The sequence below is a fragment of the Synechococcus sp. WC10meta genome (assembly GCF_047461475.1).
The window spans coordinates 123098-145000 of sequence record NZ_JANSHF010000004.1 but is presented as its reverse complement, the minus strand read 5'-3'; the positions used below and the strand labels follow the sequence as shown (position 1 = coordinate 145000).

General features: G+C 61.0%; 14 protein-coding genes (1 of these 14 running past the window's edge). 8 read left to right on the top strand and 6 right to left on the bottom strand.

Features of this window, described 5'->3' with window-relative positions; all coding sequences use genetic code 11:
* On the bottom strand, positions 1 to 3148 hold part of the coding region annotated (locus NW804_RS03540; protein WP_414422874.1) for a DUF559 domain-containing protein (this coding region is incomplete at its 3' end). Its footprint begins 1336 nt before the window's first position; 3148 of 4484 annotated nt are visible.
* Positions 3145 to 6018, bottom strand: a complete 2874-nt coding sequence (locus tag NW804_RS03535; RefSeq protein ID WP_414422873.1) for a helicase-related protein — start codon at positions 6016 to 6018, stop codon at positions 3145 to 3147. The genes NW804_RS03540 and NW804_RS03535, both read right to left, overlap by 4 nt.
* A 156-nt stretch (positions 6019 to 6174) precedes the next feature.
* Between NW804_RS03535 and NW804_RS03530 the strand changes: the two genes are divergently transcribed.
* Together NW804_RS03530 and NW804_RS03525 are read left to right on the top strand one after the other, a co-directional pair.
* Positions 6175 to 6744 (top strand): DUF3727 domain-containing protein, encoded by a 570-nt coding sequence (locus tag NW804_RS03530; RefSeq protein WP_414393870.1) that lies wholly within the window; start codon positions 6175 to 6177, stop codon positions 6742 to 6744.
* Between the two features lie 84 nt (positions 6745 to 6828).
* A complete protein-coding gene (locus NW804_RS03525; RefSeq protein ID WP_414422872.1) occupies positions 6829 to 8610 on the top strand; it encodes an NFACT family protein in 1782 nt (593 codons plus the stop codon).
* Positions 8611 to 8613: 3 nt separating this feature from the next.
* Here NW804_RS03525 and NW804_RS03520 read toward each other — a convergent pair whose 3' ends face one another.
* Positions 8614 to 9906, bottom strand: a complete 1293-nt coding sequence (locus NW804_RS03520) for a serpin family protein (protein ID WP_414422871.1) — start codon at positions 9904 to 9906, stop codon at positions 8614 to 8616.
* Positions 9907 to 10026: 120 nt separating this feature from the next.
* Entirely contained in the window at positions 10027 to 11370 is a 1344-nt protein-coding gene (locus NW804_RS03515; RefSeq protein WP_414422870.1) for a lipopolysaccharide biosynthesis protein, read from the bottom strand.
* Here NW804_RS03515 and mrdA point away from each other — a divergent pair.
* The 4 genes from mrdA to NW804_RS03495 all read left to right on the top strand — a co-directional run bounded on the left by mrdA (position 11369) and on the right by NW804_RS03495 (position 16182).
* Positions 11369 to 13261: a penicillin-binding protein 2 gene (gene mrdA, locus NW804_RS03510; protein ID WP_414422869.1), complete on the top strand. Its 1893-nt coding sequence runs from the start codon at positions 11369 to 11371 to the stop codon at positions 13259 to 13261. The genes NW804_RS03515 and mrdA overlap by 2 nt on opposite strands.
* Positions 13262 to 13541: 280 nt before the next feature.
* On the top strand, positions 13542 to 13850 hold the full coding sequence (locus tag NW804_RS03505) for an HU family DNA-binding protein (protein ID WP_414393879.1): 309 nt from the start codon (positions 13542 to 13544) through the stop codon (positions 13848 to 13850).
* A 60-nt stretch (positions 13851 to 13910) separates the two neighbouring features.
* Positions 13911 to 15068 carry a pyridoxal phosphate-dependent aminotransferase gene (locus tag NW804_RS03500; protein WP_414422868.1) on the top strand — a complete coding sequence of 386 codons (1158 nt, stop codon included), beginning with the start codon at positions 13911 to 13913 and terminating at the stop codon, positions 15066 to 15068.
* A gap of 202 nt (positions 15069 to 15270) precedes the next feature.
* Positions 15271 to 16182 carry a hypothetical protein gene (locus NW804_RS03495; protein ID WP_414422867.1) on the top strand — a complete coding sequence of 304 codons (912 nt, stop codon included), beginning with the start codon at positions 15271 to 15273 and terminating at the stop codon, positions 16180 to 16182.
* Positions 16183 to 16203: 21 nt separating this feature from the next.
* Here NW804_RS03495 and NW804_RS03490 read toward each other — a convergent pair whose 3' ends face one another.
* Positions 16204 to 16695, bottom strand: a complete 492-nt coding sequence (locus NW804_RS03490) for a bis(5'-nucleosyl)-tetraphosphatase (protein ID WP_414410873.1) — start codon at positions 16693 to 16695, stop codon at positions 16204 to 16206.
* A gap of 139 nt (positions 16696 to 16834) precedes the next feature.
* Entirely contained in the window at positions 16835 to 18256 is a 1422-nt protein-coding gene (locus NW804_RS03485) for a DUF2079 domain-containing protein (protein WP_414422866.1), read from the bottom strand.
* A gap of 360 nt (positions 18257 to 18616) precedes the next feature.
* On the opposite strand from NW804_RS03485, the gene NW804_RS03480 reads away from it, so the two are divergent.
* Both NW804_RS03480 and NW804_RS03475 read left to right on the top strand, forming a co-directional pair.
* Entirely contained in the window at positions 18617 to 20341 is a 1725-nt protein-coding gene (locus NW804_RS03480) for an electron transfer flavoprotein (protein WP_414420610.1), read from the top strand.
* Positions 20342 to 20483: 142 nt separating this feature from the next.
* Positions 20484 to 21890 carry a sugar transferase gene (locus NW804_RS03475; protein WP_414422865.1) on the top strand — a complete coding sequence of 469 codons (1407 nt, stop codon included), beginning with the start codon at positions 20484 to 20486 and terminating at the stop codon, positions 21888 to 21890.
* Positions 21891 to 21903 lie beyond the last annotated feature (13 nt).

Genomic DNA, 21903 nt, shown 5'->3' with positions numbered 1-21903 from the left:
GGTGCGAGTCGTTGGACATGTGGAACATCGCCACGAAGCGCACGTCCCAAGGGTTTTCACCCGTGCGTTCGTTCACCAGTACCGGCACGCGCTGGTAGATGGCGCGGGTGAGGTCGGCGTCTTGCCGGGTGCGGAAGACGGGCAGGGTGCGGGTGTTGGGGTTGATGCGGGCAATGTCCTGCGGCGTTAGGCTAAAGAGCCGACGCGGGTCGCGCAGGTGGTCGGCACGGGTGGCGAAGAAGGCGAAAGCAGGGGCACTCGCTGATACGTTTCTGCCGGTGAGGGTGAGCAGGCAGAATTTCATGCGACTATCCACCGCCGGGAAGAGTTTGTCGCGGTTTTCAAAATCAAACAGACTGGCCAGTTGCCCTTTTTCCACCACATCGGCAAAGAAAAGCTTGTTGGTGTCGTCGGTGGCAATGCCGGTAGGAATGATGATGCCCGCCCGTCCGCGGGGGCTAAGCAGGAGGCGCACCCTCTCGGCAAAAACGGAATAGGTGTTGATGTCGCCGCGACCCGTGAGCGGATAGGCTCCACTGCTGCGCAAAAAGCGGCTGGTGCTTTCGGCAGCATGCAGGGCGTGTTGATACTCTGCCCACAGAGCAGGGTTGACCTCAGGCAGTTGCTTAATCAAGCGCTTGCGGGCATCAGCATTGGGTGCTTTGGCAATCTGGGCATCGCGGCTGGCAAAAAACTCCTCTTCCTGGAGCTTGATCCGCTCCCACGGCGGGTTGCCCAGAATGACGTCGAAGCCGCCCTGCTCAAAGACCTCAGGAAACTCCAGCGGCCAGTGGAAGAAGCGTTGCTCTGAGGCCAGGGCTTGGGCAGTTGCTAGAGCTTGGGGATGGGCCCTACCCTCCAGCCGGTCAATCACCGCTTGGGTGGTAATGGCTCTGGAGAAGTCAGAGGTCAAGGGCTGGAAAAAGGCCGCTGTCCAGAGGTGGCAGGCTTCCACTAGCTTTTGGTGTTGCGGGTCTTGGCAGTAGCGGCTGTAGAGCTGCTGCTTACGGCTCACCTCCTCTGGGGAGTTATCTGGAATGGCTTCTAGCTCCTGTCGTTCCTGGCTTAGCTTGGTCAGCGCCTCCTCAGGTTCAAGGGGAAGGGAAAGTTGCCCGCTTTGCAAAGCTTTGCGCTCGCTGCGATTGCGCCTCTTGAGGGACTGGGCAGCCTCCCTGGAGTCAGAGCTGACCGGGGTGAAGGCTTCATCGGGAATGCCTGCTTGCAACACCTTGGGATCCAGCACCCCCACCAGCGAGTCGCCACACTTGATGCGGTGATCCAAAAAGGTAAGGGGCTTGCCGGCACAGTGGGCTTCTAGCCACAGGGCCACCCGACAGAGCTCCACCGCCAGGGGGTTTTTGTCCACACCATAGAGGCAATGGGCTACAACATCCCGGATGGCTTCCCGCACCCGCTCTGGGGCAGGTTCCTCTTCGCCGCTGCGAATCTTGGCCAGCTCCTTGCCCAAACGCCGGGCCGCTGCCAGCAGGAAGTGCCCCGAGCCACAGGCAGGATCCAGAATGCGCAGGGAAAGCAGGGCCTGCTCAGCCGCAAGAATGTGGCGGTCACTCAAGGGGGTAGACTGCCAGGCTAGGGCCAGTTCTTCTTCCGAGGGAGTTGCCTGCCGTTGACCTCCAGGGGGCTTTGCCAGTCTTGCAGCGACTTGGCGGGCAAGCCTCTGGCGAAGGGCTGGAGGGATCGAGCTCCACTCCCTGCTAGCTATCTTTCTTGCTTCCTCTAGCCGTGCTTCCAGGACGGGCTCCAACGCCGAGCGGACCAGTTCAGCCACTAGCTCCGGTGGGGTGTAGTAAGAGCCCGTGCTCTTGCGCTCAGAGCCGTAGCCGAGTTCAAAGCGAGGCACCCCCTGGGAGGTGACAACCTGGGGCTGGTAGTCCAGCAGACTTTCGTAGACGGATCCCAGCTCCTCCACGTCCAGGGCAGCGTAGTTCACCCGGCGAGGGGGAGAGGTGGGGCTTTCCTGGTAGTAGGCCAAGTGCCAGAAGGCCTGCAGCAGATCCCGGTTGCTGAGGCTGCAGCTATCCAGATCCAGAGGGGCAAAGAGGTCCCCATTGAGAGGGGCAGCCCCCAAAAGCTGGGCCAGCTCCTCTTGGGAGAGCACCCGCCAGAGCACTCGCAGGCTGCACCAGAGATCCTCATGTTCCGTAAAGGCGCTCCGCCGCTCCAAAAGCTGCCGCAGCCGACCCACGCCGTAGTGATCCCGGTAGAGAGGACTGGCGCTGATAAGCCCCCGCTCCTCCGAGACCAGCAGGAACAAGAAGCGATAGACTAGCCGCAGCAACTGGCGGTAGAACTCCAAAGCTGCCGACCTGCCAGAAGCCAGCCAACCCCGCAACTGGGAGTTCTTGGGGTGGGAGAGAAACCCATTGGCCAAGCCCTTGAGGCAGGCTTCCACCCCATCCCGCAGTCGCTCCCGTACCCGGCCACCTTGCTCCAGAGCCTGCTGGTAGTACTTTTCCAACAGACAATCCGCCGCTTGCCCTGCAACTTGGGGCAGCCGGCTGCGGTGCAGCAGCCGAAAGAGAAGGGCAAAGTCGTTAAACCGCTGCTCCTCTAGGATTTGCCTTAGGTCAAACTCCACATAGGCCTGCCGACGCACATAGGTGGAGTCGCGCAAAAGGCGCAGGGTCAAGCCGTTGGTGACAATGCCCCAGAGGTGCTCGCTGCGGTTGAGATACTCCTGCAACAGAGAATGGGGCGCTAGACGAGGTCGGCCCGTTGGAGCTAGCCGCCCCAGCTCCTGCCGCACGCCCACAATGTGCACCGGCGGCGCCTCTTCCGCCTCCCCTGCCCGGTGGGAGATGGCAAAGGTAGCACCATCAACCTCCTGGGCCCGTGGGTTGTAGTGCAGCTCGTAGCCCAGCAGGCTCAAGAACGGGATAACCCAGGCGTCGCGCGTAACCGAAGTGCCCAGATCCTCTTGGGGCAGACGGGCCAACCGCCCCTGGAAAGCCTCCCAGTAGGTGCGGGCAGTGGCCAGCGCCATGGCTATCTCTTCGGTGAGGCTGCGCTTGCTGGCTAGGCCAAAGTCTTCTGGCTTTTGTCCTGGCAGATCCCCGGCTAGAAGTTTCTCCAGGATGTCAGGCCCCAACAGGCCCCCTTCGATGCGTACCCCAGCCCACTCACTCATTTCTGCCCGCCCACCAAAGGTTGGAGAACCAGAAGTCCCAGAAGATCCGGGGGAAACTGCGGCTTTACCTGCAGGCCCCGCACCTGCAGCGACACCGCCTGACGGATGCGCCTGTGGGCAGCCTCCAGCTCACTAGCCCGCTGGCCAATCCGCTCCCGCACCGCCTGCTGCAGGGGGTGCCCTGTCCCCCAGTTTTCCCCTGTTTCCGGCCAGGGGCCAAGACAGGCCAGGAGATGCTCGACCAGCTCCTGTTTTTCTGCCAAGGGCAGGTTGGCATCCGGCTTGGCTTTGGCCAGCAGTTGCCAAGCGGTGGCTGTCTCCAGCCACTGGGCCTCCCCCCTTTCCAGGCCAACCCCACCCAGCACCAACACCTCCTCCCCCAAAAGAGGCTGGTTTTGGGATAGCTCCAGCAGGTAGCGCACCCGCAGCAGCAAGAGGGTGGTGAGCTCAGCTACAGCCCGGCTGCGGAGAGCGCCACAGCGGCAGATGAGGGGATTCTCCCCAGCGCTGAGGGCCTCCTCCAGCAAAAAATGGGCCAGGGCAGCCACAAAGCGGTGGTTGCGGCCAACATACTCCGCCCCTGGCGGTGTAGGCGAGTCAAAGCTAATGAGCCAGCGCCCGCTCTTGGAAGCGGGTAGAGCCAGGCGAAGGGCTTCCGGCAGGGTGGCGGTGGCCTCGGCGCCCACACTCACCTGGTAAACTCCAGGCTGCTTCTGGGGGGTTACCGTCAGGTTGAGGCGCTGGGCGGCAGTCAAGAAAAACTCGCGGACGGCGTCGGGATCCCCTAGGACAGCATCTGCAGCCTCCAGCTCCCGCTGCACTTCTTCAGGCTTGAGGGCCCGCTGGGCAAAGCGAGTGCGGTTGAGCTTTTCCCGCTGGGCCTGCTCCTCCCACTGCTGGTGAAACTTGAGCACTTCTCCGTCCAGATCCAGCACCAACTGGCGCTCGGCTGACCACTCTCCTTGGCGCAGGAAGAGGGCTTCCAGCACAGCCTGGGTAACGCTTTCGCTGGCTTCTGGGACAGGCACCGGGGTGCCGAGGGTGCGGTGGATTTCCCGCGCCTTGTCCAGCAACACCTTCAGCACCACGCCGTCGATGGGGTTGTCCTGCCCAAAAAAGCGGATCACCTTGACCCGGTCGGCTTTTTGGCCGTAGCGATCCACCCGCCCCTCCCGCTGCTCCAGCCGATTGGGGTTCCAGGGTAGGTCGTAGTGGATGACGGCGGTAAACTTTTCCTGCAGGTTGATCCCTTCCGAAAGGCAGTCGGTGGCCACCAGTACCCGGGGCTGCTCAACGGCCAGTTCGGCAATCTTGGCCTTGCGCTCCTCGTCCCCCATCCTGCCGGTTACGCAGGCTACTTGGGCGGCGGATCCCAGGTGTTGCCGCAGGTGGCTGGCCAGGTACTCCGCTGTGGCTACGTAGCGGCACCAGAGGATGGGGTGAAAGCCTTCTTCGAGCAACCTCTTCACCAACTCAATGGCCCGCGCCAACTTGGTGTCGTGCTCGGGGCCCTGCAGGTGTTCAGCTAGCCGAGCCAGAGCTTGTAGCCGGCGGCGGTCGCTATCTCCAGCTTCTAGAGCTAGCGCTGACCATTCATCGTCAACCCGCTCTTCTGCCGACTCGAACACCCAGCGGCTCAACTCCGCCTCAAGGTCTTCTGCCTCCGGGGTTAGGCCGCTGCGATGGCGCAAGGCGGCCACGGCTGCTGCTGGGCTGGACATCACACAGCGCAAGAGAGCCAAAGCACCCCAGTAGCGCACTCGCCGCCGCCGCTGCTCCAGATGTTCTCCTGTCCGCACCAACTCTGAGCAAAAGGCATAGGTGCGCTCAAACAGCTCCCGCTGCCGCTCAGAAAGGGTGTAGGTTGCATCTCCAGCTTCGCGGGTTGGAAAACAGGTCAGCTCTTGCCAGGTCTCCCTAATGTCCCGCCGGGTGCGCTGGACAAAGTGACGGGCTAGCTGGAGACGTTGCTCTTCTGAGAGAGCCTGGAGATCCCACCCCTCAAACTCAGGCCGCAACAGCCCCAGCAGCGAGCGAAAGGCCTCTGGAATGCCACTGTGGGGGGTGGCCGTCAGCAGGATCAAGTGGCGGCTGGGCTTTTGGGCCACCGCTTTGAGCAGGCTATGGCGTTCCTGCTGGCTTCTGCCTGGAGCTGCCGCTGCCCCATGGACTTCGTCGGCAATGACCAGCTCAGGACAAAACTGCAGAAACTGGTGGCGGTTGCGCTCAGTCTTGAGGAAGTCAATGCTGGCCACCTGGACAGGGAAGTGTTCGTAGAGGCTGCGCCCAGGGGGGGTTTTCCGCTCCAGTTGCCCCACCGTTCCCGAGCGGAGGATCACGGGCTCCAGGTTAAACTTTTCCGCCAGCTCACTGGCCCACTGCTCGCAGAGGTAAGGGGGACACAGGACGCAAAGGCGTCGGATCTCGCCGCGATCCCAAAGCTCTCTGGCTATCAGCAGCGCCTCAATGGTTTTGCCTACCCCCACGTCGTCGGCAATCAACAGCCGCACCGGATCCAGGCGCAGGGCCATGAGCAGCGGCACAAACTGGTACACCCGTGGACGGATGGAGATGCGGCCCAGGGAGCGGAAGGGGGTGGCTCCCTCCCGTAGAATTAGCCGGGCAGCCTGCCAGAGAAGGTAAGTGCTTGTAGCGTCGGAAACATTCTTGGCGCTTGGCAGGGGAAATGAGGCAGGGGTAACCCGCTCAAAGGGCAGGGTACCTCCCACCAGATGCATAAGCCGCCGGTGGACGTGAACCCCCTCCTCAGGGGTGCCAGTCAGGGGCCGGAGCACCAGGACTTCCTCGGTCTCGCCGGGGAGCACCACCCACTCGCGGTGGCGAAAGCGAACAACTGAGCCAGGCTGCATGGAACCCAAAAGGCGCCACGGAACAAGCTTAAACTAGCTGTTGTCCCAGTAGAATCAAGAAGAAGCCTCGCCCTACTGCTACGGGTTTTGCCTGGGTGGGCAGTGGGCTTTGGCAAGCCAAGAGGGTGGGGAGGATGTCAATCTGGGCTGTTTTCCATGGCTAAGTCTTGCGAAACCCTGGAGCTCCGCGACGAGCAAAACCAGCCTCTCAAGTGCGAGGTGCTAAGACGGGTGGTCATTGAGGATCAGGTCTATGCCTTGGCCACCCCCCTGGATGCCGTCATCAAAGTGCTGGTGTGGGAGGAGGAGCCCGGGCAGAATGGAGATGCAGAGATGGAAGGGATCCTGGATGAGCCGGATCCCGAGGAGCTCCAGGCGGCTCTCCCCACCCTCCAAGCGGTTTTGGGGGAGTTGAACCTGACCCTGCAGCAAAACGGCTTTGACATCTTGACGGTGCAGGGAGAGCTGCCCCCCGTGGAAGAGGAAGATGTGTTTGAGCTGGGCGAAAGCGAGGAGGAAGCCCAGGAGTTCCAACTGTTGGCTACTTTCTTCCACCAGGACAAAAAGTACGGCGTTTTTACTCCCCTTGAGCCGCCGCTCATTTACGTCGCCCTGCCCGACGAGGGGGATCCCTACCTGCTGGATCCAGAGGACTCTCCTGCTCTTTTCAATCAGCTTAGTGCGCTGCTCTTGGATCTAGACGAGGCGGGCGAGGATGAGGAGTAGGTGACGCCTCTCTCCCTGCGGCTTTGAGCTGCTGGCGGTGGCAGGGCGCCTAGACTTTAGCTCGCCCTATAAGGAGCAGCAGGGATGCAACCGGTTGACCTGACCACCCTCCGGGCGGTGCTGGCGGATCTCAAACGGGCTGAGGCCGGCAGGGATCCCTTGCTGCCTGCCCGCGTGGAGTGGATCCAGCAGACGGATCTCTGGACAGTGGTGATTGGCCTACGCACCCTCACGGCCCGGCCTTGCTTGCTCCTGTCTTGGCATCCCCAGGCGGCCCGAGTTCACCTCTGTCAGGCTCCCCCTAAGGAGGCAGAGGACTTCCCATTTGGCCAACAGCTGCAGCGGCACCTGCGGGGCTTGGCCTTGACAGAGCTGGCGCTGCTGGACGAGTGGGAGCGGGTGATTGACTTTCGCTTTGGCCCTCGCCCTGGGGATCCCCCTCAACGCCACCTTTATCTCGAAGTCATGGGCAAGTACAGCAATGCCATCCTGGTGGACGAGGGGGGCGTGATCTTGGCCTGTGGCCACGGGGTCAGCGAGCGGCAGTCGCGGGTCCGCCCCGTGCAGCCGGGTCTACCTTACGAAGCTCCCCCTGCCCTCAGCGATCCCATCCCGCACCAAGCCGAGCCCTTCTCCCAGTGGCAGGAGCGCCTTGCCCTGATCCCTGGCCCCATCAGTCAACGGCTGCTGCGCGGCTACCGTGGCCTCAGCCGGCATTTGGCAGAGGCGATGTGCCTGAAGGCCGGGATCCCACCCCAAACCCCCAGCAGCCAACTCTCGCCCCAGGAGTGGCAGGCCCTGTTTTTTTGGTGGCAGGACTGGCTGGCTCGGCTGGAAACAGGCCGGTTTGAGCCGGCACTCACCCCCCAGGGGTACACTGTTCTCGGCTGGGGGGGCTCCAGCGGGGATCCCGTTCAGCCCAACTTGCACCAGCTCCTTGAAACCTACTACCAAGCCCAGCTCAACCGCGAACGCTTTGAGCGGGAGCGGCAGCGTCTGGGGCAAAAGCTAGCTGCCCTGCTGAAAAAACTCCGCCAGCGGCGCGAGCACTTTGAGAAGATGTTGGCCGACTCGGCCCAGGCCGAAGCCTCCAAGCAGGCTGCCGATCTCCTCATGGCCCATCTCCACCTCTGGCGGCCAGGGCTGAGCTCGATTGAGCTGCCGGATTTTGCCAGCGGCCAGAGGGTCAAGATCCTCCTGGATCCGGAGAAAAACGCTGTTCTCAACGCCCAGGCCTACTATCGCAAGCACCGCAAACAAAAGCGAGCCCAGGAGGCCGTCCGACCTTTGCTAGAAGCTGTAGCGCAAGAGATCCGCTACCTAGAGCAGGTGGAAGCGTCCCTGCAGCAGCTAGAAGCCTACCGCGAGCCCCAGGACTTGGCCGTCCTCCAGGAAATTGAGGCGGAGCTGATTCAGCAAGGCTACCTAGAAAGCCCCAGCCGGCTAGAGGGATCTAGGCGGGCCTCCTCAGCCAGCTTCAACCCCTATCGCTTCACTAGCCCCAGTGGCTTTTCTATCTGGGTGGGGCGCAACAACTGGCAAAATGAGCGGCTGACCTTTCGCGTCGCCCAAGACCAGGACTGGTGGTTCCATGCCCAGGAGATCCCGGGCAGCCATGTGCTGTTGCGCCTACCTCCAGGGGCGGTGGCCGAAAGCGAAGATCTCCAAGCGGCTGCCGACTTGGCGGCCTATTTTAGCCGCGGCCGCTTCAGCGAGCAGGTGCCTGTGGTGTATACCCGCCCCAAATGCGTCTTTAAGCCCAAGGGATCCCCCCCCGGAATGGTGGTCTACAAGCACGAGCAGGTGCTGTGGGGGCGCCCCAGCCGCGCTCAGTTGCTTGTGGAAAGCCTCCCAGCCCTGTTGTAGCCTCTACTTCGGGTCTACTACGGATCCCATAAACAGCAGCGTTTGAGCCGCCGGGTTGCCGCCGGATCCCGAGGCCACAATGGCCAACCAGAAGGGGCGATCCGCTACGAATTGGAAGGGTTCTTGCCGGTCGAGAGCGGTGCGCGAGACAAGCACGCCAGTGGCGGCTGCCGCCTCGGATCCCTCTTCGTTGACTTCGAGGGCCGCCTTGTGCAAGACTCTGCTGACCCGTGTCGGCTCTGGGGTCATCTGGCTGAAATCGGCCCGACGGGAAAAGGCGATCCCCAGGCCCAACTGCTGCAAAGCCGGCCCCAGATCGGTCTCGTAGGCCAGCTTAAGCTTGGGGATCCGCACCGAGCCGGGGCGGGTGGGCAGGGATCCCGTCCATTCTTGCCACGTTTCTGGGCTGAGCTCCTGCCGCAGGGCTTCTAAGCTTACTCCCGGTTTCGGCAGCAGGATCAGCAGGGCCAGCTCCCCTTCCCCATAGGGCAGGCGCACCACCTGGAGCTGCTTGGTCTCCCGGTAGCCGTAGCGGCCGGATTGGGCCATCATCGGCACTTGGACACGGCTGCCATCCGGGCGGGTGAAGGGCTGGGGCTCTGTCAGGGCCGGATCGAAGGGCTGGGTCCACTTTCCCCTGAAATAGATGGCGTTGAGCAAAACCATCCTGTCTTCACGGCTGAGGCGGTCCACAAGGCGGTCAATCTTGCCCTGAGTGCGCTCGGCTACCCAACGGTTGATGGCCTGCACCGTTTGAGGGGATCCCAGCTCCACCCGATTGGCCACTGCTTGGTAATAGGTAGCCAGGGCTTGCAAAAAGGGAGGCCGCAAGGTGAGGGTGGTATCGACCCAAAGACCGTTGGCCATTTGCACCTGGATTGGCCCTGCTGTTTGCGATCTTTCCGCCAGCCAGCGCACCATCTGAGCCTGGGTCCAGTTCAACTCATTGAGGGAGAGTTCCTGGGCCTCCAGGACCTTGGCCATTGCCGCTTGGGTCTCTCCAGCAGCGCCGTTGTACAGCAGGCTCAAGGCTAGGCGAATGCTCAAGGGGGAGAAAAAAAGGTTCTCTCGCGGCTGCTGCCGGAGCAAGTGATCGAAGAGTTTTAGCGCAAAGCGACTTTGGGCTTGCTGGGCCACCGCCTCTTCTCCATACCCTTCCCCGTAGGTCACGGTCGGCTGGAACGGGAGCCGCAGAGGGGTTTCCTGGGATCCCATCCCGTGCGTGGGCCAAAGGCCCAAGAGCAACAGGCCAAACAGAACCAAAAGCGGGATCTGGCTTGCCGAGAATCTGCTCATTCTTGGTTGGGGAACGACTCTGAGGCTATGGTATCGGGCTAGGGGTGGAGGGCTCTTGCCCAAACTGGCCGTTGTGGCTGCGCTTGAGGAGATCCCGGCCAAACTGGCCAAGGCTTTCCTCTAGTCCTCGTTCGCGACAGCGGTGCGGCCCAATTCCTGTCGGATTAGCAGCAGCAGAGCCAGCACCAAGGTCACTTCCGAGAGCAAGGTGGCCAGGGCTGCCCCTCGCCACCCCCACGCCGGGATCCAGATCCCGTTCAAAGCTCCATTCAGGACTAGGGCTGCCAGTTGTCGGCGGCTTCGCAGCTTTTGCAGGCCAGCGCCAGTGAGCAGATGAGACAGCAGCAGGTGGAGCCCTTCTAGCAAAATGACGGGACTAAGCCAGCGCAGGATGAGAGCTGTCTCCTGGTAGGCGGATCCCAGCAGCCAAGGGATCCCGTAGGATCCTAGGGCCACCCCCAGAGTAGCCAAGCTGCCATAGCCGACCACCCAGGGGAAAAGCTGGCGGGCGTAGCGGCAGCCCTGCAGCAGGCCCTGCTGACCCTGGCGGCACAGCTCGGCAAAGTGGCTAGTGAGCAGCGCAATCATCGGCGTTTGCGAGAAGTTGATGACCCGGTAGGCGGCGCTGTAGAGCCCCCCTGTTGCGCTCGAGGCCAGGCGAGGCAAAAGCAGCTTGTCTAGGTCGGCGAAGGTTTTTGCCGCAGCCAGCCCTACGGCAAAGTCCCAACCTGCTCTCAGCCGTGGCCCTACCTCTTGCCAGTCCAGAGCCGCAAGAGAAGGAGCGCACCACCGCCGCATCCTCCAGCTCATTGCCCCCAGCACTGCCAACACCATTAGCCCGTAGAGGATAGCCCATTGGGTCAGGGATCCCCAGCCCAAAACCATCGCCAGCAGCACGGCACTAACCCGCCCTAGGGCCATGCCGGTGTCGATGAAGGCTACCCCGGCAACTTGCTCTTGCCCAATGAGGATCCCTCTGTACACTTCGGGGAGGGCAATAAACAGCAGGTCGCTCCCCAGCAGGATGCCCACCTCAAGGGGGGAGATCCCGGCTAGCCAAAGGCTCAGCAGAGGTGTTAACAGCAGCACTATCCCACCGCAGCCCAGTCCGACCAGCCACAAGCTGGGAGCGATCTCCTGGGCAGATGCTGCGGCTCCTCGGCCGCTTAGGCGCTGGATCAGAAGTTCTGACTGGCCCCAATAGCCAAAGGGGGCAGCTAGATTGCTGCAGGCCAAGATGGCGGAGAACACCCCAAATGCTTCTGGGCCCAACAGCCGCGCCAACAGGACGAAATAGGCTCCAGACAACCCTAAGCGCAGCCCATTGCCCAGCATCAGCCAGGCTGCCTGGCGCAGTCGGTGCCTTGCTTTTCCTGGACGAGGCCTGCCAAGGCTAGAGATACTGAGTAGATGCTGAGGCTGTCCGCCTAGCTGGCTCCCATTCTTTTTCCGGCAGTTTTTCATGGCCAAACTTTACCCTGTTGCTCCTGCCCCGCCCAGCTCCAGCGCCTTAGGGGAGCGGAAGCCTCAAGCCTTGTTTTCCCCCCACTCCAAGCCGGCCGTACTGCGACAAGTCCTTCCCCCACCGCCGTCCCCTAGCCCCCCTTGCCTGGGATCCCCCCCGGCCAAAACAGTAGGCCAAGGCTATCGAGCCCTTGCCTTGCTCTTGCTGGCTAGCGGGTTGCTGTGGGGAGGACTGGGATCGCGACTGGCCTACCTGCAACTGGTGCGTGCCCAGTACTACCGCCAGTTGGCCGACACCAACCGCATTCGCCTGTTGCCCCAGCCGCCGGAGCGGGGACGCATTGTCGATCGCAACGGCGTGTTGCTGGCCGGTAGTCAACTGTCCTACTCGGTCTTTCTCTGGCCGTTGGTGCAGTCGCGGCAAGGTTGGCAGGAGACGATCCCCAAGCTGGCTCAGTACCTAAACCTGGATGCCAAAGAAATTGCTCAAAAACTGGAGCAAGCAGGTTATCGCTCCCCATTCCCTGTGCGCATCCTGCGCAACGCCAGCCCCGAGGTGGTAACTCGGCTGGAGGAGAGAAGCCGGGAACTTCCAGGGGTGATGGTGGAGGCGGAGACGGTACGCTTCTATCCCCACGGCAGCTTGGCCGCTCACCTGCTGGGCTACACCGGCGAGATCCCCCCAGAGCAGCTGCGAGCCGATCCCAGCTATCGCCTGGGGGACATTGTCGGCCTGATGGGGGTGGAGGAACTGTTTGAGAGCCATCTGCGCGGCCAGTGGGGTGGGCGCCAGGTGGAGGTGGACGCCGTGGGAGAAGTGCTGCGGGTGCTAGGCGAACAGCCTCCTCAGCCGGGCAAAACCCTGCAGCTGACGCTGGACGTGCGACTGCAGCAGGCGGCAGAGCGAGCCCTGGGCCAGCAGAAAGGAGCAGTGGTCGCCATGGATCCCCGCGACGGCTCGATCCTGGCTATGGCCAGCTATCCCACCTTTGATCCCAACCTCTTTTCTGGCCGCATCACCCAAGCGCAGTGGGAGAGCCTGCAAAAGCAGGATTTTCCCTTCCTCAACCGCGCCCTGCGGCCCTATCCCCCCGCTAGCACCTACAAAATCATCACCACTGCCGCCGGGATTGAATCGGGGGTCTTCCCTCCCGATACGGTGCTGCAGACGGCTCCCTACATTAGCGTAGGCGGGTGGCGCTTCTGGGAATGGAACCGCGCCGGCTTTGGGCGGCTGAACTACCGTCAGGCGATAGCCTACAGCAGCGACACCTTTTTCTACCAAATTGCTCTAGGCACCAAGGCCGCCCCCTTGCAAGAATGGTCGCGCCGCTTTGGGTTAGGCCAGCCTACCGGGATTGGCCTCAAAGGGGAAGCCGCGGGTCTGGTGCCGGATGCTGAGTGGAAGCAGCGCCACTGGCGCGAGCCCTGGTATGTGGGCGACACGGTCAACATGGCCATCGGCCAGGGATTTATTACCGCTACGCCGCTGCAAATGGCGGTGGTAACGGCAGCCGTGGCCAATGGGGGCTGGCGGGTTCGTCCCTTGCTCTCCCAGCAGGTGATCCCGGAAAGCCCTGTGCCCCTGCGACAGAAGGTGGGCCTCTCCCCTGCCACCTTGCAGATCCTGCAGCAGGGGTTGCGGGATGTGGTAGTTTACGGCACCGGCGGCAACGCCAACCTGGGCCCAGGCCTTCCTCCCGTAGCAGGCAAAACTGGCACCGCTGAGGATCCGCCGCGGCGCTCCCACGCCTGGTTTGTCGGCTACGCTCCCTACGATTGGCCTAAGTTGGTGGTCGTGGTTTTTCTAGAAAACAGTGGCGGCGGGGGTGGATCCCGGGCAGCCCCGATCTTCCGCGAGGTGATGCGGGCCTACTTCCAAAGCAACTAGTAATACCCCAGCCCCAACCTTTGCTAGGGGAGCATTAGCATGATCTCAGTGCTGCCTTTGTGTTCAAAAAATTCTGCTCTGCTCCTCGATTGGGTTAGCACGAGGGAGTCCCTAAGCTCCTTCTCTAGCCGGCTTCTAGCCTAAGTTGGCTGTAAAATAGGTCAGTGATTTGGAGCCAAATGGCTACAATCCTATCGTCAGCAGCGGCTGTGCCCTGGCACAAGGCTAGCCCTGCTCCTATATCCGCAACTTCTCTGAGCCGCTCATTGAGGAGACCAGGATGAACAAGGCAGAGCTTGTGGAAGCCGTCGCTCATCGCGCTAATGTAACTAAAAAAGAGGCTGAGGCTGTCTTGACGGCAGCCCTGGAGATCATCGTGGAAGAGGTTGCCTCCCGCGATGAAAACGGAGAACCCAAAGGAAAGGTCACCCTAGTGGGCTTTGGTTCCTTTGAGGCCCGCAAGCGCAAAGAACGGGAAGGCCGCAACCCGAAAACCAACGAGAAGATGGTGATTCCCGCCAGCGTTGTCCCCACTTTCACTGCTGGCAAAGCTTTTCGCGATGCGGTGGCAGCTGGCCACAGGTCTTGAACCGCTGGGTTAGGCTAAGTCCCGTTCGCCCAAGCGGGAGGGAGTCCTGAGGGGATTAGCGTGCAACGGCCTCGACATGGTGGCCACCGAGCTTGGGCAGCAGCGATTGCTGGTTGCCCTGTTGAGGCCATCGTGGATTTTTCCGCTAGCCTCAACCCCCTGGGCCCGCCGCAGTCGGTTGTGCAAGCCCTAGTTCGAGCGCTGGCGGCACCGGACCCAGTTGCCATCAGCTGCTACCCGGATCCCGACTATCGAGAGCTACGCGCTTGTTTGGCGCAGCGCTGGTCAGTCGACCCGGAGTGGATTTTTGTCGGCAACGGGGCGGCGGAATTGCTGACCTGGGCTGCTCGGGAGGCGCAGGGGCTAGAGGTATGGCTGCCCCGTCCTGCTTTTGGCGACTATGAGCGGGCACTGCGGGCAGCAGGTGCCGTGATCAAGCCGCTGGATTGGCTGTCTTGTTCGGGATCGCCCACTGCCGCTTTGCTGCCAGAAGGGATCCCTGGCAACAAGAGAGGCCGGGTGCTCTGGCTAAACAATCCCCACAACCCGACGGGCCAGCTGATCCCGCGGGAGGCCATTCTGCCTCTTCTACCCCACTTTGAGCAGGTGGTGGTGGATGAGGCTTTTATGGACTTTCTCCCGGGAGACGCGCCGCAAGATCCAATTGATCTCTGCGCTGCAGCTGCTTGCCCCAACGGGTCAGTGGCCCCTTTGCCCCGCAGCCAAACCTTGATCCCCTACCTTGAGGCCCACCCTAACACCCTTGTCATTCGCTCGCTGACCAAGTTTTTTACTTTACCCGGGTTGCGCATTGGGTTTGCAGTGGGCCATCCGGAGCGCTGGCGACGCTGGCGGCAGTGGCGGGATCCCTGGAGCGTCAATGGCTTGGCGGCAGTGGCGGCGGCAGCGGCTTTGGCTGACGCGGACTTTCGCCAGCGCACCTTGATGTGGTTGCCCAGGGCCCGCGAGCATCTGCTCAGAGGTCTGCAGGCGCTGCCCGGTTGGGATCCCTGGCCCAGCCAAGCCAATTTTGTGCTGGTGCGCTGCCCCCTCTCCGCCACGCAGCTTCAAGAACAGCTGCTGCGGCAGTACCGCATCCTAGTGCGGGATTGCCTAAGCTTCCCAGAGCTGGGGGATCGCTATCTGCGTATTGGCCTAAGAACTCTGCCGGAGCAAGAGCGCCTGCTCTCGGCCTGTCGAGAGATCCTGGAAAAATGACCTGGGTGGAGGCCTTGCTTGCCCCTGCTCGCCCACTGCAGCTCCTTGCGGCCAGGCCCTAGAAGCTGGCCTTAGGTCTGTGGCATGGTATTAATGGCGTTGTCTCTGTCCCTTGCCCCAGTCCTGCTGTCAAGCTGTCAACGGCTAGAGTGTGAGGTTGGCTTTGCATACTGGTTCCTAAGCGAGGGAGGGTAGGTTATCTATGGACTTTTCTCCACTTCACTCAGATCCTACTCAGCCCCTGCCGCCGCCTCAGAAAACGCAGCTGACGCCCCAACGAACGCTTTCGGAAGTCCCTAGCCGTCTGCATCTGGATCCGCCCAAAGAAGGGAAACATTTCCGTCGCTGGCCGCGTTTACAGCGCCGGGAGTCCATCTCACGGCTGCGGGGGAGCCAGTCCGCTAGCAGCCTTCCCACCCACCGTCCTTTGCCTGTGCTGATCCAAGAGGTGGTGGAAGATTTAGAGGAAGAAGAAGTGCCCCGCCCTTCTAGAGGAGTTTCGCCCCTGGCGGCTTTGCTGGTTTGGGTGCTCTCTTGGGTGGGGATTGGCTTTGGGGTGCGCTGGCTACTCTGGCCAGAGGAGCTGTCGCTGCCCAAAGCTGAAAAGAAACTTGCTTTGGTGGACTTGGCCCAGCTACCCCTGATTCCCGAGGTGGGGGAAGAGTCGTATTCAGGTGGGGTGACTCCCCCTGAGTTAGCGCTGGGGTTGACCACTCCTTCGGTGGAGAGACTGCAAGTCGAGCCTCTTGAAAATGTCCCCAACCCGCTGGATAGCCTGCAAACTCCTCCCAGCCAGGAGACATGGGTGGAGAAATTGGCAGCTAGCCTGGAGCGTCCCTCCCAAGACAAGCTGCCCCGGGCGGTACCTTTGACCGGCAGCGATCCCGACTCGCTGGGGCCAAACCGCGGCGAGGGCACTTTCTTGGTGCTGACCACCTACTCTGGGGAGGAGAGCTTGGCGCAGGCTCGCCGCATTGCCCGTGACGCCTTTGTTAAAGAGGTGAACGGCCAAAAGTTTGTACAGGTAGCAGCCTTTGCACAACTAGAATATGCCCGCTACCATGCCGAGACCTTGAAAAATCAGGGCTTTAACGTCACGATTGTCGAGCAGTAGCTTGGGCCGGTTGAGTTGCAATCACCTTTGGCCTCCCCACAGCTCTTCTAGATAAGCTTGGCAGCGGCGTAGAAGCTGGCGGCTTTCTTCAAAGGTCATTTGTTCCAAAGCTTCGGCGTAGGAGCACCAGCGGTAGGCAGCCACCTCCTCCGGTTGAACCTGTAGCTCAGGGGGAGGGAACTGGGTTGGCAGGAGAGCGACGTAGTAGGTAACGGTCTTGGCTACGGCATTCCCGGCGGAATCGGTGAAGGTGTAAACCTCCTGCAGCGATAGAGGCTCGGACTGGCCCGGCAACACTAGAAAGTGATACTCGGTCAGGCCGGTTTCCTCGCGCAGCTCCCGCTGGGCTGCCGCCAGCTCGCTCTCACCCTCATCTTTGTGTCCTTTGGGGAAGGCCCAGTGCCCCTTTTGGTGCTGAATGAGCAGATAGAGATGGGATCCCTGGGCAGGTGGGAGGGGAAGCACTGGGATCACGCCGTAGGCAGCGTCCGTCAGCATGGAAAAGTAGGCCATGTTTTTAGAGATTCTAGCTTTCCTGCCCCCCAAATCCTAGGCCTCAGCAGAGAGGGAGGATGCCAGCAGCTCATCTCCGGAACTGCTGTTGGTGGGGTTCGGGATTCTGGGCTGAGCTTTTGACTATAGCAGGCTAAGCCTAAGGTTTTTCCCGTAGCCTGGAGAACAGGTACACCCCATCGCGATGGTAGAGCAGTCGAAACGAGGCTTCTTTTTGTAAAGCTCGGATCAGAGCATGGGAGAACTCTGGGCTGCTGCGCCATCCTGGATGGCGGCTGTTCAGTAGCACATAATCAAAAAAATCCCACTGGTCAAGGGGGGATCCCTTAAAGCGGCTTTCGTCGGTAAAGTAAATAACCCGCCGGTGGGTGAGGTGGGGGCAGATCTCGTGGGTGGTGAGAACGCCCCCTTGAGTGGTGATCTGGGCAAGGGCCTCTCGAGTGGCCTGCCAAGTGTCGAGAGACTGGAGATAGATAGATCCGAAAAAAGTGTATTTGCCCAGAGCCAGAAAAGCCAGCAGCGACCAGGTCAGGGCCGCTTTCTTGGCAAAACGAGCTTGAAAGCAAGGCGTTTTCATCCTTTCAATAATAGCCAGAAATAAGAAGGGGACAACAGGCAGTGCGTACTGATGCACCAGATCCCGATAGGCAGGATTGCTGGAGAGAATGTTCAGCCCCAAAGTTGGCAGAGCAGGGATCCAGGGATCCCAGTGGCGCCAAGAGAGCCCCCAGGCCACGGGGATAATCAACAAAAATCCATAGAATAGGGTATCGAGAGAGAAGAATTTGCCCAGGACTAATGTTGGCTTGAGCACCAAGTTTTGGATGATCTCAGAAACAGAGCTGCCCAGATAGCTATAGTGGGAGATGGCCGCCGGCTCGCTGCCGCTAAAGTGAGGGATAATCCAAAAAGTGGCTATGCCAAACCAGGCTGAACCTAACGCTATGGCCACCCAGCCGGCCACCTGGCAGCGCTGTTGCCAGCGCTTCTGGATTCGCCTGCTTTCGAAAAGCAGTAGCCAAACTCCCAGGGCAACAACATTGAGAGACAACACTGCCTTGCAGCCAAGGATACCGCTCAGGCACAGCAAGAACCCCCACAGCTTGCCAGAGCGAATGCAGAGTATAGCTGCCAAAAAAAGGGGAACGGCCAACACCTCTGGGTGAAAATCAAAAAGGTTGGCGTTAAAGATAGCCGGGTAGAGAAGATAGGCGGCGGCAATGGTCTTTGCCTTTCCAGGATCAACCTCGGCCTGGAGCGCAAGATGGTAAACGGCCAGCGCTCCCAAAGTTAGCGCCAGAGATTGGATGCCGAACAGCCAATAAACCGAGGGGACAATGCGGTACAAGAAACTGATGGGATATAGGATGAAGGCCGCATGATCCCCGAGGATGTGGATCCCGCGGATGGTGGAAAAAGGAACTTCTCCACGGCTAATTAGATAAATTGATTGGTCAAAAATTCCGAGGTCGTAGCCGCCCGACTGAAATAAGTGATGCCGCACAACGCTGCAGCTCAAAAGAGCCAAGAAAGCGCAGAGCAGCATTGCCAACATAGACATAGGCAGAGGACGATCCTTCAACACTCGCCAAGACTGGGGGATCCCACCGGAGCAGATCCAGTTGCTGCCAACGAACTGTCGGTTCTGCCCAGCCGAAGCCGTGTTGCTATCGCAAAAGCTAGGGATTGCTTGAACCCAGACGGCAGTGCAGACAGCTTGGCCCGAAGTCTGAGGAAAAACCCCGACAGTCTTGCTAGAAGAGGCACCGCGACCGTCCACCGATGAGAAGGAGAGTTGGCCATTGTCTCGGCTGTGGAGGCAGCGCAGAAGCTTGAGAAGGTCTAAAGTTTTGCTTTCTTTCCACCGCCTCTTTTTAGGATACAGGCAGGCCATCCAAAGCCGCTGCGTGGGGAATTCTGCATGGGTGAAGCCATCCGCTACGACCTGCTTTTGGTGGGGGGGAGCTGCTCGAACCTAATCCTGGCCCATCGCCTTCTGGATCTGGCCAAGCTCTCTGGGCTTAAAATCTCCATTGCCATTTTGGAAAAAGCCCGGCAATTTGGTGGGCACATTGTCAGTGGCGCTATCTGCAACCCCCAGGTGATTGCCAAGCTTTTCCCGGATTTTGAGAGCCAAGGATTTCCCCACGAGGGGCGGGTGGAGGTGAGCCACCTGAGCATATTGGGATCCCAGGAACGCTGGGACTTGCCAGAGGCAGTGATCCCAAAGGGGTTGCGCAAACAGGGGCAGCTCATCCTCACCCTCAGCCATGTCATTCGCTGGCTGGCCGAAACCCTCCAGGAAAAGGCCAAAGGGATCCCCAACGTCACCCTGGACGTATTCCCTGGCTTTGCCGCCCATGAGATCCTCTATGAGGGGGAGCGAGTCATTGGGGTGCGGGTGAGCGACTCCGGCCAGGTTTATGAAGACTGTGTCTTTGCCGAGCTCACTTGTTTTGGCGACAAGGGGTTTATCTCTAAGGACCTGATCGAAAGATTTCACCTGCGCCCCCGCCCGCAACTGTGGTCAGTGGGGGTCAAGGAGCTGTGGCAGATCCCTGGCTCACTGCAGGGGCAGGTGTGGCATACCCTGGGCTACCCCGTTTTGGATGGCAGCTTTGGCGGCGGCTTTGTCTATGGTCTCAAAGATAACCGCCTGGCTCTGGGCCTCATCATTGGCCTCGACAGCAAAAATCCCAACCTCAACCCGCAGCAGCGCCTGCAGGAGTTCAAAGCCCACCCCTGGATCCAGTCCCTGATTGCTGGCGGCAAGTTGCTCAAGTACGGGGCGGCTGTCATTCCCGAAGGGGGCTACTACAGCTTGCCCACCCGCTTTGGCGTCGAAGGGGCCTTGCTCTTGGGCGATGCCCTGGGGGTGCTGGATGTGGGCAGCCTGGCCGGGATCAACAACGCCATGGAGACCGGCTACCTAGCAGCGGGCCTCATTCACGACGGCTTCTTGAAAGGAGATCTGCGGATCCAAGAGGCCTACCAAAAGGCGGTGATGGAGAGCTCCGTTGGCCAAGATCTCTACCGTAGCCGCTACTTCCGGGAGGCCTTTTTGGAAAACTCCCGTCTGCTGGAAGCGTACCTGCCCCAGATCTGCTGCAGCGTGGATGCCGGCCACCCTTGGCTGGGATCCCTGCGCTGGGGCCTGCAGGATCCCGTGCGTCGCGGCGGGGAACTCCTGCGTGCCTATACCCTGCTGACGGGACGGGTCAGCGCCAGCGAGCCACCCCCACGGGGATATGTGGCCCCCCATGCCGCCATCCAGGCGGACTTTGTGGCCCCCAGCGTTGTGGATCCCGAAACATTGACCACTCGAGCGGGCTATTTCTCGCGATCCGAGGCCGTCTTTTTTGCGGATCCCCGCTACCCCGAAGGCAACCGCCATATCCTCGAGTTTAGCGCCGACACCTGCCGCCAGTGCATTGCCACCTACGACAAACTTAACCGCCCTACCCCCTGCGTGGCCGATTGCCCGGCAGAAGTCCACCACATCCGGGAACGCAACGGCCTCCGCTCCCACGCCATGGCTTTGGAAAACTGCATCCAGTGCCGCACCTGCGAGATTGTCTGCCCCTATCTCAACTTGCGGGTTAACCCCAGCTACGAGGGATCCGGCCCCGATTTCTACGGGCTGTAGTGTCCTCTAGGTTGGCTAGGGCAGCTCTCTGGCCAGTTGGGACGGCCAACCACTAGAATCCCAGTCTGGACTCTAGAGGAGACAGTTCTTGGCCAATCCCTTTAGCCAGAGGCAGTCCTCTTGGAGGAGGACGGGGCCCTTTTTGGGTAGCTACACCCTGAGCCTAGATCCGCACCACCTGTGGGTGCCCTTGGCCTGTTTTGGGGATGGGCTCTGTATTTGGCTGGCCTTCGGGGCAGCTTACTGGCTGCGCAGCCTAGGCCCTCACCAGCTTTTGCCGTGGGATGTTTACGCTGGCTTGGGGTTGCTGACCGTTCTCAGCTACTGGGGCGTTCAGGCCGGTTTGGGAGGATACGGCGAATCAAAGCGCCTATCTCGCTTTGAAGAATGGGCCAGCTTGCTGCTGGGGCTGGGGGTGACCTTCGGCCTGGTGCTGGCAGGGGCCTTCTTCGTGCGCTCCGTCTCGCTGTCGCGCTTGGTGGTAGGCTATGCTGGCCTGCTGGCTCTGCTCGGCTTGACAGTAATGCGGGCAGCGCTGCGGCTGGGCATGGGCTGGCTATACGCCCGCGGTCAGGGGAGGCGACGGGTCATCTGGGTGGGATCCGGACTGCTTTTGGCCGAGGTGCTGGAGCGGCTAGAGCGCTGTCCAGCCTTGGGGTTTGAGGTCAAGGCTTGGGCCGTGGCTGGGGATCCCTCGGCGCCAGAGCCGGGGCCTCTGCAGAAGCTGGAGCGGCTTGAGCCCGCTCATCTGGTGGCCTATGTACAGGCTCACCCTGAGATCCAGGAGGTGTGGTTTGGGCAGCCCCAGTTGGCCTCTGCGCCCCTCTTGCTGAGCTTGCAAGCCCTCTCCGTTCAAGTGCGCCTGGTGCCAGATCTTCTCAGCTTCTTAACCGTTAACCTCCAGTTCCACTCTCTGGATGGGATCCCGCTGCTGACGCTGCGGCAGCCCCCTCTGCGCTATGCCCACAACCGTTTCCTCAAGCGCGCTGTAGATATCCTAGGGGCCTCCCTGGGTCTGGTGTTGCTTAGCCCGCTCTTCCTGGTCATCGCTCTGCTGGTGGCCTGCAGCAGCCCTGGCCCCATCCTGTATTGGCAGGAGCGGGTAAGCTTGGATGGGCGGCGCTTTTGGATTGCCAAGTTCCGCACCATGCGGGTAGATGCGGAGGAGCCTGGGCAACCGGGCTGGACGCGCCCTGGGGATCCGCGTCGAACCAAGATAGGAGCCTTTTTGCGCCGCACCAATCTGGACGAGCTTCCCCAGCTTTGGAACGTTTTGAAGGGGGAAATGAGCCTGGTGGGCCCTCGCCCCGAGCGGCCCTACTTCGTGGAGCAGTTTAGCCAGGAGATCCCCAAGTATCCAGATCGGCACTTGGTGAAAAGCGGCCTTACCGGCTGGGCCCAGATCCACGGCCTGCGGGGAGACACCAGCATTGCCCGCCGCACCCAGTATGATCTCTACTACGTGCAAAACTGGTCTCTGTGGCTGGATCTGCGCATCCTGGCCATCACCCTCTGGCAAGGGATCCGCGGACGGTTGAACGGATATTAGGGGTTGCTCATGT

What these genes read in the sequence shown, in the direction of transcription:
- NW804_RS03535 (WP_414422873.1), bottom strand. Translation starts at nt 6,018, where the DNA reads ATGCAGCCTGGCTCAGTTGTTCGCTTTCGCCACCGCGAGTGGGTGGTG.
- NW804_RS03530 (WP_414393870.1), top strand. Translation starts at nt 6,175, where the DNA reads ATGGCTAAGTCTTGCGAAACCCTGGAGCTCCGCGACGAGCAAAACCAG.
- NW804_RS03525 (WP_414422872.1), top strand. Translation starts at nt 6,829, where the DNA reads ATGCAACCGGTTGACCTGACCACCCTCCGGGCGGTGCTGGCGGATCTC.
- NW804_RS03520 (WP_414422871.1), bottom strand. Translation starts at nt 9,906, where the DNA reads ATGAGCAGATTCTCGGCAAGCCAGATCCCGCTTTTGGTTCTGTTTGGC.
- mrdA (WP_414422869.1), top strand. Translation starts at nt 11,369, where the DNA reads ATGGCCAAACTTTACCCTGTTGCTCCTGCCCCGCCCAGCTCCAGCGCC.
- NW804_RS03515 (WP_414422870.1), bottom strand. Translation starts at nt 11,370, where the DNA reads ATGAAAAACTGCCGGAAAAAGAATGGGAGCCAGCTAGGCGGACAGCCT.
- NW804_RS03505 (WP_414393879.1), top strand. Translation starts at nt 13,542, where the DNA reads ATGAACAAGGCAGAGCTTGTGGAAGCCGTCGCTCATCGCGCTAATGTA.
- NW804_RS03495 (WP_414422867.1), top strand. Translation starts at nt 15,271, where the DNA reads ATGGACTTTTCTCCACTTCACTCAGATCCTACTCAGCCCCTGCCGCCG.
- NW804_RS03490 (WP_414410873.1), bottom strand. Translation starts at nt 16,695, where the DNA reads ATGGCCTACTTTTCCATGCTGACGGACGCTGCCTACGGCGTGATCCCA.
- NW804_RS03485 (WP_414422866.1), bottom strand. Translation starts at nt 18,256, where the DNA reads ATGTCTATGTTGGCAATGCTGCTCTGCGCTTTCTTGGCTCTTTTGAGC.
- NW804_RS03480 (WP_414420610.1), top strand. Translation starts at nt 18,617, where the DNA reads ATGGGTGAAGCCATCCGCTACGACCTGCTTTTGGTGGGGGGGAGCTGC.